Annotated in this window: 18 protein-coding genes; 2 read left to right on the top strand and 16 right to left on the bottom strand. The window is 47.9% G+C overall.

Going from position 1 to position 15,185, the window contains the following annotated elements:
* Positions 1-20: 20 nt before the first annotated feature.
* Entirely contained in the window at positions 21-809 is a 789-nt protein-coding gene (locus tag C161_RS08740; protein WP_036669708.1) for a DUF3891 family protein, read from the bottom strand.
* Between the two features lie 195 nt (positions 810-1,004).
* On the opposite strand from C161_RS08740, the gene coaA reads away from it, so the two are divergent.
* A complete protein-coding gene (coaA, locus tag C161_RS08735; protein WP_036610217.1) occupies positions 1,005-1,934 on the top strand; it encodes a type I pantothenate kinase in 930 nt (309 codons plus the stop codon).
* Positions 1,935-1,998: 64 nt separating this feature from the next.
* Entirely contained in the window at positions 1,999-2,361 is a 363-nt protein-coding gene (locus C161_RS08730) for a DUF423 domain-containing protein (protein WP_036610220.1), read from the top strand.
* Between the two features lie 68 nt (positions 2,362-2,429).
* Here C161_RS08730 and C161_RS08725 read toward each other — a convergent pair whose 3' ends face one another.
* The 15 genes from C161_RS08725 to C161_RS08655 all read right to left on the bottom strand — a co-directional run bounded on the left by C161_RS08725 (position 2,430) and on the right by C161_RS08655 (position 14,704).
* Positions 2,430-2,981, bottom strand: a complete 552-nt coding sequence (locus C161_RS08725; RefSeq protein ID WP_036669706.1) for a histidine phosphatase family protein — start codon at positions 2,979-2,981, stop codon at positions 2,430-2,432.
* 24 nt (positions 2,982-3,005) lie between these two features.
* Positions 3,006-3,788 (bottom strand): glutamate racemase, encoded by a 783-nt coding sequence (gene murI / locus C161_RS08720; RefSeq protein WP_051449737.1) that lies wholly within the window; start codon positions 3,786-3,788, stop codon positions 3,006-3,008.
* Between the two features lie 115 nt (positions 3,789-3,903).
* Positions 3,904-4,290: a hypothetical protein gene (locus tag C161_RS08715; protein ID WP_051449666.1), complete on the bottom strand. Its 387-nt coding sequence runs from the start codon at positions 4,288-4,290 to the stop codon at positions 3,904-3,906.
* 185 nt (positions 4,291-4,475) lie between these two features.
* Positions 4,476-4,829 carry a GNAT family N-acetyltransferase gene (locus tag C161_RS08710; RefSeq protein WP_036669703.1) on the bottom strand — a complete coding sequence of 118 codons (354 nt, stop codon included), beginning with the start codon at positions 4,827-4,829 and terminating at the stop codon, positions 4,476-4,478.
* A complete protein-coding gene (locus tag C161_RS08705; RefSeq protein WP_235193772.1) occupies positions 4,829-5,518 on the bottom strand; it encodes a GNAT family N-acetyltransferase in 690 nt (229 codons plus the stop codon). The genes C161_RS08710 and C161_RS08705 overlap by 1 nt, the downstream gene beginning before the upstream one ends.
* 29 nt (positions 5,519-5,547) lie before the next feature.
* Complete coding sequence (locus tag C161_RS08700; protein WP_327196775.1) at positions 5,548-5,919, bottom strand: hypothetical protein; 372 nt, start codon at positions 5,917-5,919, stop codon at positions 5,548-5,550.
* A gap of 97 nt (positions 5,920-6,016) precedes the next feature.
* Entirely contained in the window at positions 6,017-6,892 is an 876-nt protein-coding gene (locus C161_RS08695; protein WP_036669694.1) for a serine/threonine-protein kinase, read from the bottom strand.
* Positions 6,889-7,467: a GNAT family N-acetyltransferase gene (locus C161_RS08690; protein WP_036669692.1), complete on the bottom strand. Its 579-nt coding sequence runs from the start codon at positions 7,465-7,467 to the stop codon at positions 6,889-6,891. Before C161_RS08690 ends, C161_RS08695 begins: the two co-directional genes overlap by 4 nt.
* Complete coding sequence (locus C161_RS08685) at positions 7,464-8,045, bottom strand: DJ-1/PfpI family protein (protein WP_036669691.1); 582 nt, start codon at positions 8,043-8,045, stop codon at positions 7,464-7,466. The genes C161_RS08690 and C161_RS08685 overlap by 4 nt, the downstream gene beginning before the upstream one ends.
* 214 nt (positions 8,046-8,259) lie before the next feature.
* Positions 8,260-9,180, bottom strand: a complete 921-nt coding sequence (locus C161_RS08680; protein WP_235193771.1) for an SDR family oxidoreductase — start codon at positions 9,178-9,180, stop codon at positions 8,260-8,262.
* Positions 9,181-9,249: 69 nt separating this feature from the next.
* A complete protein-coding gene (locus C161_RS08675; RefSeq protein WP_036669688.1) occupies positions 9,250-10,578 on the bottom strand; it encodes a F390 synthetase-related protein in 1,329 nt (442 codons plus the stop codon).
* The gene (locus C161_RS08670; protein WP_036669685.1) at positions 10,575-11,435 is read right to left on the bottom strand and encodes an MBL fold metallo-hydrolase; all 861 of its coding nucleotides are present in this window, start codon (positions 11,433-11,435) and stop codon (positions 10,575-10,577) included. The genes C161_RS08675 and C161_RS08670 overlap by 4 nt, the downstream gene beginning before the upstream one ends.
* The gene (locus tag C161_RS08665) at positions 11,429-12,424 is read right to left on the bottom strand and encodes an NAD-dependent epimerase/dehydratase family protein (protein WP_036669683.1); all 996 of its coding nucleotides are present in this window, start codon (positions 12,422-12,424) and stop codon (positions 11,429-11,431) included. The genes C161_RS08670 and C161_RS08665 overlap by 7 nt, the downstream gene beginning before the upstream one ends.
* Positions 12,421-13,713 carry a hypothetical protein gene (locus C161_RS08660; protein ID WP_051449665.1) on the bottom strand — a complete coding sequence of 431 codons (1,293 nt, stop codon included), beginning with the start codon at positions 13,711-13,713 and terminating at the stop codon, positions 12,421-12,423. The genes C161_RS08665 and C161_RS08660 overlap by 4 nt, the downstream gene beginning before the upstream one ends.
* The gene (locus C161_RS08655; RefSeq protein ID WP_036669682.1) at positions 13,703-14,704 is read right to left on the bottom strand and encodes a beta-ketoacyl-ACP synthase III; all 1,002 of its coding nucleotides are present in this window, start codon (positions 14,702-14,704) and stop codon (positions 13,703-13,705) included. The genes C161_RS08660 and C161_RS08655 overlap by 11 nt, the downstream gene beginning before the upstream one ends.
* Between the last annotated feature and the right edge of the window lie 481 nt (positions 14,705-15,185).

The raw sequence follows: 15,185 nt of genomic DNA, 5'->3' as shown, positions 1-15,185 counted from the left end.
AAACCTAGAGTTTCCAGCTGTCAGTTCAATTCCGTAATCAACACCCGGCGTTCCTTCCATTCAGCCCGGCGATAAGCCTGTTGCATACCAAATTTGCGGATACTTGCCTTTGGCACCGATTTATATGGCAAAACGATCGTAAAGTCCTCATCAAACGAGAAAAAAGACAGGCCTACTTTTTCATTGGATAACCACTCTGCTTGAATCGGTTGTCTGGAACAGGCATCAAATGTACAACTGAGACCTTCTGCAAAAAAATCATAACGCGCAGCAGGTGTTCCAGGTTCCTCCATACAGAGAAACAGACTGAGCTGATCACAGAAAAGCATAATCTCCACATCACTTTTCAGCCTCTGTTTCAGTGCTTCAGCATCACCACCAAGCTGTTTCTCCCAATCCAGCTGACGTTCGTTTTCTTGCTCCAGATAATCTCGGATGTCATCATCATCCTGAGCATTGGCCCCTAGATTTTTCTGAAACAGTTCCGTATACATCAAGCTACACAATAATCCGGCGTAGAGGTTTTTCTGCCGAACTTCTTCAATCCCTTTATGGTAGAATACAAAACGCGGACGCAATGGAAAGTCACGAAACGAATACGGCGATTGACTGTAATCATTCCAGAACGGAGATGAATCCAGTTCAATCCAACCACGGTCATGTTCCTTGGCCGCTAGAATCAATTCATCCCGATGCGCAGCATCGGCTAATAATTCATTTTTCCAGTGGGAAGCCATCTCTCCGGCTACTAATCCATGCTCATGCTGTGCGGTCAAAACAAAATCATGCTCTCTCTCATATACGATCATGTGCTGTCACCCTTCCGCATGGTATACGTTGACTTTAACATAAATTGGGTTAAACTTTCCTAGTAAGTTGTTTTTCGCTCCATTTTGACGAAAGGCATTATGAAAGGCACAATGTAAATGTGTTGTCAGTTTCCTGAAATTTGGTACACTAAAGCTTGTGTCCACAATTATATTACATACAGAAAGCGGGATCTCATGAATTTATACTCTCCTTACATCGAGTTTAACCGCAAGGAATGGGCTGAACTTAAAGAACATCAGACCACTCTTCCACTGACGGAAGCCGAATTAGAACAGTTAAAGGGATTGAATGAAGAGGTATCGATTCAAGAAGTCGAAGATATATATTTGCCTCTTACCCACTTTATTGACCTATATGCAAGAGTTTCACGAGAGCTGAATCAACTGACGGCCTCCTTTATGAAAAAAGAAGCTCTCCCCACCCCCTACATCATTGGAATCGGGGGTAGTGTTGCCGTGGGCAAAAGTACAGCGGCCCGCTTACTGCAGGCACTGCTCGCCAGAGGTAAGAATAGCCCGAAAGTTGACCTTGTCACAACTGACGGTTTCTTATATCCCAATGCGGTGCTGCAAGAGAAGGGCATCATGAACCGTAAGGGATTCCCGGAAAGTTATGATATCAAATCCCTGATTCAGTTCATGGGTGATGTGAAATCTGGCAAACCGGAAGTGAAAGCACCCGTCTACTCTCACCTCGCCTACGATGTCATTCAAGGGGAAGAGAAGCAGATCTGTCAACCCGATATTCTCATTATTGAAGGTATCAATGTACTTCAGATCAAAAAGGAAACGCCTTTGCTGGTTAGTGATTTCTTCGATTTTTCCATCTACATTGATGCGGAAGAAGAACATATACGACACTGGTACGTTGAGCGTTTTAAGCTACTCCGCAATACAGCGTTCCAGAACACAGATTCCTTTTTCCATCAACGATTCGCCAATATCGATGAAGAAGAAACCGTGCGTACGGCCAACCAGATCTGGCAGGATATCAATGCCAAAAACCTGCATGAAAACATTTTGCCAACCAAAGGACGTGCCAGACTGATTCTGAAAAAGGAAGCCGATCACTCCATTGGACAGATTCAATTGCGCAAACTGTAGACAACACTCGTGCAGTACACTTTGATGTTATAACTAATTACCCTTAAAAGGAGAGAAAAACACATTGCAAACCCTGATTATACTCGGCAGTATTATGATGTTCCTGGCTGTTGCTTTGGGTGCTTTTGGCGCACACGCGCTCAAGCGCAAACTATCCGCTGACATGATCAAAATCTATGAAACCGGTGTTCAATATCACCTCATCCACGGACTTGGCATCATCCTGATCGGACTGCTGGCAGACCGTCTTGAATCCTCTTCACTCGTCATGCTTGCCGGATGGCTGATGTTCGCCGGGATTATCCTGTTCTCTGGCAGCCTGTACGTTTTAAGTGTGACGGGTGTTCGCAAATTGGGAGCCGTTACCCCACTTGGCGGAGTCGCATTTTTGGCCGGATGGGTTATGATCATGATTGCTGCATTGTAATATGCCCCGTGGATAAACGAAAAGAGTGTTCTGGCTGATATAATATCGCTGGAGCACTCTTTTGCTGTTTAATCTGTCCAGATTCTTCGAATGGTGGACAGCCCTGCATCCGGTCGTTGTCTCTCCAGCACATACACATCCGGGTTAGACAGTTTGCTCCACTCTTCATAACCAAAGGATGGTTCATACTCACGAATAAGCAGTGATAACAAGTTTCCATGTGTAACCACGGCCGCGTGCTGTTCCGGTCTGCTCCACAACTCTTCCAGTAGTGCCAGCCCCCTTGCAGCCGCGTTTCTCGAAGATTCCCCGCCTTCTTCCATCCAATCCACATCATCGTATGTACGTTTCAGTACATCCATCCAGTTAGGCAGATCAAGAGAGCTAAGTACCCTCTCCTGAAGACGTTCATCCGTATGTATATGTTGCATCGTTGCTATGCCCAGTGGCATAGCCGTCTGAACGGCCCTTTTCCATGGACTGGAGACAATATACGTTATGGAATGATGAGCCAAGATATCTGCAAGTTTTTCAGCCTGCCTGATCCCTTCATCAGTAAGCTCTGCATGGGGTTCCTGCCCTGTGGCCTTGGCGTGACGGATAAGATAAATGGACTGCATAGCTATCACCTCCTATGGTGTAACTTACTTGGAGTTCATCTCAAGATATTGAAGTGCACTGTACATCTTCTCCTGCTCTTCCGGTCGGCCTGATGAACTGAGGAAAGTGACCTGTTCCCCTGTTCTGTCTCCATGTTGAGCCACCAGTCCAAGCCGCTGCTTCAGATGGTTCACTGTGCCTTTACTGCCATCAATGATCTGTATATGATCGGGCAGAACCGTGCGCAGAATGGACGTATAGAATGGATAATGCGTGCAACCAAGCACCACTGTGCCATACCCATGAACATCAACATCTGCCAGCTTGAACCGGAAATAATCAGCGATTTTGCGCGGATCAAAATCCAGCTGTTCACACCATTCCACAAGTTCCGGCAACGCAATGGAATCCACACTGTGGTGATCATCAACACGTGATACCAGTTCGTTATACTTGGTTTGGCTCAAGGTGAGGGCCGTGGCAAATACAAGCACTCTCTTCCCACTGTTGCGATTCATCTCCACGGCTGGTTTCACCGCAGGCTCCATGCCAATGATCGGGATATCATACTTGGCGCGCAGATCCTTCACAGCCAGACTTGTTGCTGTATTACAAGCAATCACGATGGCTTGAACATCCTCCTGAACGATGGCTTCCACACAATCAAAAATATGTCCTCTAACCTCATCCGCAGACTTCGTTCCATAGGGGACATGCAAGGTATCCGCATAATACAGAAATTTTTCTTCTGGAAACTGTTGTAATGCCTTATGCAAAACGGTTAAACCACCGATGCCTGAATCAAAAAAAGCAATTTTCTTTTTCAAGGATTTCACCTCTATAATGTATTCTTCGGGTTCCAAGAACCTCTCAATGCTGCTCATGCTGACTGGAGGTGAGGTTTGTACTTCCGGCTCATCACACACTATGGATGATGAGCCATTATTCTACGCTCATTTTATACTGTTTGAGCCAGTCCTTGCCACTATGCCACGCCTCTACAGGGTTAAGCTCTCCGAGCATTTCAGTACTTGCCTGAGCCATGATCCATTCCTTGAGACCATTGTCCGGACTGGATTCGAGCTGCTGTAGCAGGAAAGGCAGTCCTGCCTCCCCCGTATTCAAGATGTCGTCGTAAGCCTCCCGGTTACCAGCAATATAATCATTCGGATTGCTACTGGTCAGGAGGACAGGGTCGCTAACCATCTGCTGCAACTTGCTTTCAATGGTTGCTGATAATGCTTGGTCTTCTGTCCGAGTCGAACATGCTGCTACCGTCAATGCTGTGCATACGGATAACAAACCCAGGTTCAGTCTTCTGCGATTCACTGTACCACTCCTTTCAACAAAGAGTTAACTCAACAGATTCAGCTTTCATGCTCAAGCCCCCGGCCAACTACAGAACAAGTTCCCATTGTTCTTCGGTAAGCTCCTGACCTGACAACATCTGCTTGCGGACTTCCTTCACTTCAAAGCCCACAGATTGATATAATCTACGCGCGCTGATCAAAGACTCATTGGTCCACAGGATCACCGGATGTGTAGTCCTTTTCTTTTGCAAAAAGAATGGCCTGTTCGATAAGCTTCACGCCCCATCCTGCACCACGTGCTTCCGGTTCGATCAGAAACCAGCGAAGTTGAGCCGTATTTTCATTCACCTGAGTAAGTCCTATGGAGCCGGAAGCTGTATGATCTAACTCAACAATCCATAACATCTCCCTCGAATGATTGCCTTTAATTCCAAACGAATTCACCGCATGGGTGATAAATTCAGCAAAGCTATGATCATAATTATACTCGTTTCGATAGATTCGGATATGTGCTTCAATGACATACTGCAGATCCTTTTGTACGAAAGTGCGAATCATCAGACATCACAGTCCTTCCTCAAATCCACAGTTGTGATACTGAAATCCACACCGAACTGAATTAATCCGAGTTTACGGGCAACTTGCTGTGAAGCAAGATTATCCCAAGATGTACTGTAGATTGGCATGCGTCCACGCTCCTTGACATAATACTGCCAGCACTTTACTGTCTCCGCTGCATATCCATGTCCTCTATAACCGGGTGCCGTATACAAACTCGCTTCCGTCCCATGATCGGAGAGCCTTGCGGAGCAGCACACTGCCACAGCAGAATCCCCAATAACATAAGCGGCAACAGGCCATTTTTCATGCAAGTGGTGTGTTAATTCGGGGAAATGCTCTGCCAGCAAATAACGCTGCTCCTGACCAATCAACTGAACCTTCTGATTCCATTTGTTAGATGACTCAGGAAAAGCATAGGCGGGTCCCATCCACACACGGTTAACTGGCTCAAAGGTTTCCACCTTGCGAATCAGTTTCGGAATATCCAATGGAAGCTCGCTATCCTTACCCAACTCATCGATTAGATTCGGCGGTAACTGCTCATGGTAATAGATCAGTGAACCAGTAGAAGTCATGCCGATAAAAATGGCTGGAGCTTGCCCACCACCTGGCTCGTTAATGCTTATTAGACGCTGCTGCTCATTGATTGTATACAACGTGCTCACCTGTATTTTCAACATTTCCATAGACGACAGGTTGGATTTTGGAACCATAACTAAGAAGTTAACCTTTGCAATAATCGTTTGCCTTCACTGCCTTTACCAGCTTCTTGCTGCTCCAGAAAATCGGATAATTCACGTAAATCAGCCGGGCGATATCCAGCCCCGCACCCGCAATTATGATAGGTAAAACCATGACGATACAGCATCATCACTTTGGTCCATTGTTTGGTATCATTTTGCTTGGGCGCCTGGAAATCCTGTCCCATGCTGACCATAGATGTGGCACATTGCGGGCATCTATATTCAAGTTGTGCCACCACCTCAGGGCTCAGGTCATGTCTGGAAACTTGTTTAAATGATTTGCGACAAATGAAACATGCATAGATGTCTTTATATGGTCCTGACAAGGCATATCTGCACATCATCTGCACCCCCTTAATAATTTCCATTATACGGGATTTCACACACATATACGAATGGATTTTGCATATTTGCGAAAATTACACCACTCACTCATTGACCTTAAATCGTAGCTTGTTTCCAGGCCTCAGCAAGTTCCGCAATCGATGCGTACCGCTCGGACCGATCATCGCTCACTGCACGTATCACAACCTGATACAATGCTTCTCCGGCATCCCATCTCTCATAGGAACGATCCTTCTCCCCGCCAAGCAAACCAAACGCCATTGCCCCCATGTTGAATACATTGGTAACCACATCTATGGGTGCGCCTAGCTCAAATTCCTCAGGGGACATAAAGCGGGAAGATCCCCACATGCGCCCCATGGTATTGGTAAAAGAGCCCTTCCGATAAAAGTCGATATCACAAATTTTCATAAAGTTTCTGTCAAAATCATAGATCAGACTGCCATCATACAAATCAACAGCCACATAACCTCTTCGTTCCACCTCGATATGAAAATTCAGAATCTGCTCCATTGCCCGAATGCGTGTCTCAACAGGAAGCTGTCTGAACCGATAGTAGGGCGAACGCGGATCTTCATATTTGGCCGGAGGCGGAAAATACCAGTGGGAATGCAAACACTCCCCATCCACCCAATCGAATACACAGGCATACCCCTCATCCGTTGCAAAATGATCCGTTAGTCGAATCAACGTGTCATGCGCCAAATCTTCGTAAACGGAAACAGATGATTTCAGATTAAGAATGGCTTCCGGGGGACTTCCCGTATGATTCGCATGAATTGTATGTGCTCCCGCATATTTAACGAACAATCGCTTTCCATCCTTTTGCACAATACCGAAGGAGATATTCCCTGAATCCTGCTGATCGAATACGCGAAAGACCGTACCCAATGGCTGTAACCAATCGAAAGAATGAGACTCTTTTAAAACAAAGGAAACACCGTCGATACCAAGTTCAACATGATCTGTCATCGGACTCCTCCTGTGGTGATATTTTCATCCAATGTTGAGTGCTCAGCATAAAAGTAATTCATATGCGCCTCATCATATCCCTGACCGTTGACTTCCAATGCGTTACGCTCGATGCCGTAGACTTCAAATCCATATCGCTCGTATAAACGTCTGGCTGACTCATTCGTTGTAACTACACTCAGATTAATCTGCTTGATGCCTTCCAGATGTCTTCCACGATCCAGCACCTCGCGGAGCAAGAGCGAAGCCAGCCCACTTCCCCGATATGGCGGAGCAACATAGACGCCCCAGATCATGCCTTTGTGCCTGAGCTTTAGGCCATACTCTCTTTTGAAACCCATCATTCCCGCCAAGGTTCCTTCTTCTGTGTATGCTCCCAGAATATAATCATCGGGCTCATTATGTATGCGTTCCTGTACTTCATTTATGGGGATCTGAATCGACAATTCAAACGAAGCCCCAAAGGCTTCAGGATGTGTTTTCAATGCTTCTAATCGAAAAGGCCAGTAGGTGTCTGCTTCATCCCGCTGAATATTGCGAATGATATAGGTCTCTTGCTTTTGATCTGCATTCATTCTTCGACCACTCCCTGCATCTCATAAGGATAATCGATCTGAAGTTTTACATTCGCTGCCGCTTCCTGTCCTGCAAGCAACCCAACAACATAAATCCCAAGGTCAATGGACGTGGCCACACCACCGGCAGTAATTACATTTCCATCTTTTACAATCCGCTTCTGAATCACCTCGGTGACATACGGCTCAAGCAAATTATATGCACGGGGATGTGTTGTTGCTTTTTTGCCGGATAAAAAACCAGCTGCACCCAGCAGCAGAGAGCCTGTGCACACCGAAACCTTCAAAGGCACAGACTCAGCCTGTTTCAGCCAACCTACAAAGGCCTCGTCATATCGAAGCTTGCGCGTTCCCATGCCTCCGGGGATAAACACGAGATCATATTCCGATAGGTCAGGCTTCACTCGATCCACCTTCAACGTTAGACCAGACTCATCCGTGACCTGATCTGTCATGGCACAGGTTTCCCACGTCGTTCCTTTGGTAGGTTCAAAGAAATTCAACCGATTGATCACATCATAAAACCCTGCAAAATCAAGGAAAGTCAGTCCATCAAACAAAACGAATGCAATTTTCATTGGTAACCTCCGCGTTTTAATTTGGAGCATCCTGATTATGTTTCTGATTCCGATCCCGTTCCATTGCTTCCTTCACCCGGTCACGCGCTGGCAGCTTGCTATTGATATGAAAGAGCAGACCCACAATCACAAGAAGTAAAATAATGACGATGAATTCGAATATGGCTAACCCCTCCCATTCGCAAACTGTACAATTTTGGTTCCTGCCTAATCTCTATTTTAAACCACGGGCGATGATCCACTCCAGCCACTTCCAGGGTAGCAGTGCTTTACCTATGATGAGCACACGCGAATCTTTTCCGAGCGCATATCGAAGTCTTGGTGCACGCATCCGTGCAATTCGGCCAATCAAATCGGCTACCTCCTGTGGATCAGGTGCTGTCTCGCTCGCATGTTGGGAATAACGAAGAACCGCGTCCAGCTTATGTTTATACGGAGAGTCCTCGCTCCGATGAATCTCACCCAAACCTTTATTCCAGATCGGTGTGCGATAAGAGCCAGGCTCAACTAATACCACCCGAACACCAAACGAAGACATCTCATGCCGCAAACTTTCCGTAAATCCTTCCACAGCGAATTTGGAGGCAGCATAGGGAGCATACCCCGGAAATCCAGACAACCCACTGACGCTGGACAAATTTATAATTAACCCCTGCTTCTGTTCACGCATCACAGGCAGGACCGCACGTGTCACGGCGATTAATCCAAATAGATTCGTTTCCATTTGTCGCCGCCAATCCTCCATCGATACTTCCTCAATGAACCCGCCCACCGCAAATCCTGCATTGTTCACCAGCATGTCGATTCGGCCATTATTAAGAAGTACGTTCCCCACAGCTTTCTGCACCGATTCAGTATCGGTCACGTCCAGTTGCACATATTGCAAACGTTCGGTTATCCCCGCCTGTTCAGCCAGTTTAACCAACTCTTCTCTTCGACTCAGATCACGCATTGTAGCAACAACAAGGTATCCCTGCTTGGCAAGGGTGATCGCGGTAAGCATACCGAAACCACTGGATGTACCCGTAATTAAGGCCACCGGAGCGTTAATTCCTTCCTTCGTCTTTTTCACTACATCAGAACCTGCATTAATCCGTCCCTCTCCGGCTTCTGTTAAGTTTTCCTCTACTGTCACGGTGTGTCCTTCTTTCCTCGGTAAATTACTTACTTCCCGTTCCTACCTATACCGCACGGCCCCTACTGCTTAATCCGCCACTCCATTATGCCGTCTCTCCACCCTGCGCAACTTCGTAAGTCCCGGTTCAAACGTATACGGTACAAATCTGATCTCAGGTAAGGTGCATTCAAGCCGCTCTCCCAGCTTCATCAGTTCCAGCAGTACATTGGTCTCAACCTGAGCCATCACTGCGTTCCCGCCAAGTCGAAGGGATACCTCCATTGTTCCGTCCCCTTGCTGCACCACACGATAATGTTCAATATCCGGCGAAGCCGCAATGACTGAACGAGTGACGAAATCCGGAAAGACCGGTACCGCCTCACCCGTATGCATGTTTGAAAAATAAAGCGTGTCATCACAGCGGCCTTCAATCCGCTCAATGGCGGTAAACGGGGAACCACAGGCACATGGCAGCGCCGCCTCGGTCAGAATATCATTCAACCGATACCGGATGATCGGCTGTGATGTTCTGGAGAAGTCCGTAATAATGGGCACGAACCGCCGGGTGCCGGGATCAATGAACTCTTTTTCAATATGCACGATATCTTCGTTCAAATGCAGTGTGCCATAGCGACAGGTCGCACCCAGGAACCCTTCTGTACACTGATAGACTTGATGAACGGTCTGTCCGAAGACTTGCTCCAACACCTTGCGATCCAGGGGGTCCAACACCTCGGCAACAGAGATGATTTTATCCGGTACAGCAGTCAGCTGGCCTGCCACATAGGCATCCGCCAACAGACGCAGCATGGATGGAGGAGCCACCCATACGGTAGGTTGGTAGGTTTCCAGCCGATTGACCAAGGTCTCCACACGTTCCAGCAGATCAAAGTACTGAAACTGCAATTTTCCACGTTGCACCGATTCATACAGATTACTGTTGGCCCGCAGGAAAAACGCAATCTTCGCAGGTTTCCACAGTCCACCAGGCAGCAACTTGGCCAACACCGTACCCGTCCACGCATCCTGCTCCCGATCACTCACCAAAAATATCCCCCGGTTCCCTGACGTGCCCGAAGACAGTCCAACCGTCACACCTTGAATGGAAGGTTTGAAGTCACGTGTTTCTTCACTTTCACCTGCAAGAGCCAGCGCTTTGTCCTTGGTAATACCCACCGTGTTCAGTGTATCAAAATATTCCATCATGGTTGATTTGTCAATCAACGGAAAGCTTCTCCAGTCGGTTGCGTCCACGCCACCCCACCACTTCCGGTAAAACGGAGATCGGGCACGGATCTGATGAACATGCCGAATAATCCGGCGCTCTTGCCAGCGCTCAAGTTGTTCTCGTGTTTTCCATGTTCGCAGCCCACGTGCGAGTGCATAATGAACCACAATACGAAAGGTATTACTCATCGTTTCAGCCCTCCTGCACCCCAAGCGTCCAGTACATCTCGACAATGACTCGGCACAATCCGAATGTGGGGAGATTGCTGATGCAGCTGAACCAGCTTGTCAAAGTTACGATGGTATTCCTGTCGATTCGACATAATGATTCCAGCAAGAATATTCGGTCTGCGCTGTTCACGAAAAGCCCGACTCGACCATACCGCGTCCGCACAGAGAAAATAGTCATGTTCTTCTGTGCGCAACAGGAGTCCCATCATGCCTTCTGCATGACCGGATACATCCACCCCAAGCAGACTGCCATCACCAAAGATGTCGTAGACCTCATCAAAAGGGAAAGCTTCCCCCGCTCTTATCCATCGCTCAGGCTCACACGTAACTGGCAATGATCTGACTATAAAATCTTCGGGCAACAGCCCCGCAAGAAAACCTGCTTTTACAGCCGCAATCGGACCAAGTGAGCGCACAGCATCATAGGCCCTTGGCAGATAAATGAATTGTGCCTCTGGGAAATCTCGTACACCCGCGATATGATCGCCGTGAAAATGCGAGAGGATGATATACCGAATATCCGAAGCTTTCAGTCCAATTCGAGCCAAAAAATGAACGGCACTATCCTCTTCACGATAGACCACTGGTGTAATATGACGATACATTGCATTAGGCAAATGAGCCGTTTCCTCAAAAAAGCGGGAACTATATCCCGTATCCAACAGGATCGGTCCATGTACGGGATGAATGATGCAGGCAAATCCTGCCGGGAAATGTACTGGACTCAATCGACCACCACGCAGCGTCAGAAACTCTGGATGTGTACAGTAACCCGCCGCACCCAAATATAGTTTCACCGGAGTTGTTGTCAGCATGATTCAGCCCTCCACCAGTCTGCAAATTGTTGCAATCCCTCTTCAATGGACACCCGAGGGATGTATCCCAATTGCTCCCGTGCATCCGTAATATCCAACGTCTGTGGGATGGATAAGGAGCCGACTGTATACCGTGTTAATGCAGGTTCACCCAACGCAGGAATATAGCCATGAACTCGCTCCAGCAACGCTGCCACACCATATGCCATCCGATAAGGAATGTTTCGACGACGCAAGGGCATATCCAGCATGCCAAACAGGCTGCTCACCAACTCACTGAACGCTCTCGGATCGCCATTGGAGATATTGTAAGCTCTTCCGAGCGCTTCTGCATCGACATCGCGGCACAACAACAAGGCATCCACCACATTATCCACACATGTCAGATCGATTAACGCCTGTCCACCACCGATCATGGGCACGCCTGATTTTGCGTTTGCTGCGACAATTCTGGGAAATAACGTCTGATCATACGGACCAAAGATGGCTCGCGGTCGAATCATGATCGATGGAAGTCCCTTCGCATGCCCCTCCATTACAACCTGCTCAGCGAGAAGCTTCGTGGCTGCATAATGATTGGCTGGTTTAAATGGCAACGGATCATTCTCATGTACGTTATACCGCGGGTTGTAGTTAAAATATATACTCGGAGTTGAGACATGTATGAATCGCTGCACCTCATTATGCAGGCAGCCATCAATGAGGTTTTGTGTGCCTTCTACATTACTGCTATAAAAGTCACGATATCTGCCCCATGGCGATGATAGAGCTGCACAGTGAAAGACCATATCCTGCCCCGCACACGCTTCGTTTACTGCAGCCTCATCCCGTATATCTCCACTCAAGAATCGGATTCCTGCCAACTCAAGTTCTGCACCAACCTTTGGCTGTCGGCCCATGCCAGTGACTTCCCATCCCTCTTTGGCAAGCCGCATCGCGAGGTGCCTTCCCAGACATCCCGTAGCTCCTGTAACCAATGCTCTATTCATTGTTGTTCACCGTTCCATTCTATGTCATGAGTCAAAGCTTCAGTCAGCGAGCACTTCTGTGATCTTGCCAGACGCCATGCAGCTAGCACCACTCCGAATTGTTCAAATACAGGCTGGATATCCTGCCCTACATAGACCACATCCCTGGTTCCACGCCACGCAGCTATCCATGCACGGAGTTTCCCTTTGCCAAAGATCTGCTGTACTCCGCTTCCCAGCATGGGGAGCATGAGCATGGCTTTGCTGCCCCGTGCGGGCGTGATCATTTTTCTTTCTTTTACCAACGTCTCCGGTTCAGTTAGTGCACGCACCAAGTCATCTCCGGGGTGAAACAGATGAATCCCACTTGTTGCCCTCGGATTACACTCAATCGCGTACACTCGCCTGTCCTGACCTTCTATAAAATCAAACCCAATCTGTCCACTAAAACCCGTTGCCTCAAGAAATTGTCTAACCCACGCAAGGGCACCTTCATGTTCCACCTGTTCAAAAAAAACACTGGCTCCCACGCTTCCTGTACGATAGCGACTGTCGTAAGTGGCATGTGCAACCAGTTGCCCTTCATGCGCTATGCTGTATGTACATAACATCTGACCAGGAATGTAGGCCTGTGCAACCCAAGGTGAAATAGAGGATAATTCCGCGTCGTCCGGAGGGTCGTTACGGAAATGTCGACGTTTCTTTTCGCTTACGTTTCCTTGCTTATCCCTCCCTGCCCCAACGTCATCGGTCATGAGTGTTGGCATGCGAACTTTGGATGCAAAGCGGGAATACACCGGTTTCCACACCCAATCTCCTACTTTTTCTATAACAGACTGGGCTTCCATCCATTCCTGCCGACTGTGGATCAGACGTGTATCTGGAACCGAAAGACCGAATGACCCTGCAAGCTGGATAAATTCATATTTATGGTGCAACTCATGCAGCTGCTCCAAGGTTGTAACCAGAACACGGCAATATACACGCAGTCTGTCTGCCCCTTGAGCAACATAAAAGACTTCTTCACACATCGGAATCAACAGGTCGATCTGCCAATCCTGTGCCAACCGTTCCAGCTCTGCCAGATAAGCACGTGTGTTATGACGTGGCGATGGAACCACAGCACACTGTTCCACTGCACGAGATGATCTGGTCAGATGCCGTGCGGCACTCTCCGCAACATAGACCCGATGGCCTGCCCGATGAAGCATGCGTGCCAGATCCAGCGTTACGGGAGCCCTTCCGCCTGTAAGCAACACACGGAGAGAAGCAGCTGTACGATGTCTGGTTTCCCCAGATCTAGTAGTCAAAAATGAGTCCTCCCAATGATAATCCGGCAGCCGTGCCAATCATCAACACCCGATCTCCACGCTGAATACGCTGTTGTTTAATCGCTTCATGCAGACCCATCGGGATCGATGCCGCAATCGTATTGCCGTGATTTCGTGTGATGTCCATAAACCGATCTTCAGCAATGCCAAGCTTCTTGCGAATCAGTCTCATCGCCATCGCACTTCCCTGATGGGGAATGACCAATTGGAAATCCTCCATTCGATTCCCGGTCGCCTGCAGCATATCACCAATGAAGCCAGGCAAAAGTCTGGAAGCCATGCGGAAGATCGCCTGTCCATCCATATGAAAAAGGTAGGGTTCAGGCTGATCCGCCTTATAATTCGAAGCATGCAGCCGTGTACCTCCACCTGCAATCTCCGAGAAGCGAGCACCTCGGCTGTAGGTTTGAAGGGAAGCATGTACAATCTGAGAAGATGACCCTTCAGGCGAACGCTCAATAATAACAGCGGCCGCTCCATCTCCGAACAGGGCCGCACTTTCTTTATCCGACCAATTCAGTCCGGCTGAGGCAATCTCAGTGGCTACGAGCAGTACTCGCTGGTAACGTCCAGCATCTACCATATAGGAAATCACATCCAGTCCGTTCAGGAAACTTAGGCAGGTTGCATCCATATCAAAGGCAGGTACGCCCGAATCTTGCTGCCCCATGGCCTGCTGGATAAATACCGCCGTACTTGGCAACGGTTGTTCCTTCGTGCCACTGGTACACACCAGACAGTCGATATCACTAAATTGTAATCCTGCATCCGCCAGTGCAGCTTCCGCAGCCCGTGCGCCCATGAAAGAGGAGGTTTCTTCACCCGAAGCATAATGACGTACACCTACGCCTGTAGCTTTGCTAACCCAGCCCGCAGGCACGTCCAAGCGGCGATCCAGTTCCTCATCGGTGACTTCCTGTTCAGGTAGGTACTTCCCTGTTCCCGCGATCCTTACTCTTCTAAGTTGCATTTCCCCAACCTCTTTCTGTTCATCTGACTGATATATAAGTTCGTATTCAAAAAGACCGGTTTTCAGTACCGAGAAGATGGGATGAAGCTAGAAATGGAGTAGCGGAGCGTAGGCAAACTACGTGAGCAACCACAATGTTTCCAAAGGAAACATACTTCGTAAGCCTCCAGCTTATTTCGGCTGAATTCCATATTCGATGCTGATGATGCCGATAGGCATCCTTCGTAATCAAAAGCGGACTTTTTGAAAAACCTCTATAAGTTCAGCTAATTAGTATTTACACAGACACTGCGATGACAGAACAACTTTCCGATCGCTGTTATCCCCAGATTTTTTTGATTCCCTTCTTAAAAGGGAAAATCCGGGGATAAGCATATGCTTCCGGTGCAGCTTTCTTTCAGAAAGCTTTTAGGCGAACGCTTCGCTTCTTCAAGTTATTTCTGTCCTCTCCGTTATCGTGTAAATGTTTAGTTGAACATAT

The organism is Paenibacillus sp. FSL R5-192, from assembly GCF_000517845.1.
Classification (GTDB): domain Bacteria; phylum Bacillota; class Bacilli; order Paenibacillales; family Paenibacillaceae; genus Paenibacillus; species Paenibacillus amylolyticus.
This window is presented reverse-complemented; position numbering and strand designations above follow the sequence as displayed.

Coding starts and splice junctions, on each gene's coding strand:
- C161_RS08740 (WP_036669708.1), bottom strand. CDS start 809: ATGATCGTATATGAGAGAGAGCATGATTTTGTTTTGACCGCACAGCAT.
- coaA (WP_036610217.1), top strand. CDS start 1,005: ATGAATTTATACTCTCCTTACATCGAGTTTAACCGCAAGGAATGGGCT.
- C161_RS08725 (WP_036669706.1), bottom strand. CDS start 2,981: ATGCAGTCCATTTATCTTATCCGTCACGCCAAGGCCACAGGGCAGGAA.
- C161_RS08710 (WP_036669703.1), bottom strand. CDS start 4,829: ATGATTCGCACTTTCGTACAAAAGGATCTGCAGTATGTCATTGAAGCA.
- C161_RS08705 (WP_235193772.1), bottom strand. CDS start 5,518: ATGGAAATGTTGAAAATACAGGTGAGCACGTTGTATACAATCAATGAG.
- C161_RS08700 (WP_327196775.1), bottom strand. CDS start 5,919: ATGATGTGCAGATATGCCTTGTCAGGACCATATAAAGACATCTATGCA.
- C161_RS08695 (WP_036669694.1), bottom strand. CDS start 6,892: ATGACAGATCATGTTGAACTTGGTATCGACGGTGTTTCCTTTGTTTTA.
- C161_RS08690 (WP_036669692.1), bottom strand. CDS start 7,467: ATGAATGCAGATCAAAAGCAAGAGACCTATATCATTCGCAATATTCAG.
- C161_RS08685 (WP_036669691.1), bottom strand. CDS start 8,045: ATGAAAATTGCATTCGTTTTGTTTGATGGACTGACTTTCCTTGATTTT.
- C161_RS08675 (WP_036669688.1), bottom strand. CDS start 10,578: ATGAGTAATACCTTTCGTATTGTGGTTCATTATGCACTCGCACGTGGG.
- C161_RS08670 (WP_036669685.1), bottom strand. CDS start 11,435: ATGCTGACAACAACTCCGGTGAAACTATATTTGGGTGCGGCGGGTTAC.
- C161_RS08665 (WP_036669683.1), bottom strand. CDS start 12,424: ATGAATAGAGCATTGGTTACAGGAGCTACGGGATGTCTGGGAAGGCAC.
- C161_RS08655 (WP_036669682.1), bottom strand. CDS start 14,704: ATGCAACTTAGAAGAGTAAGGATCGCGGGAACAGGGAAGTACCTACCT.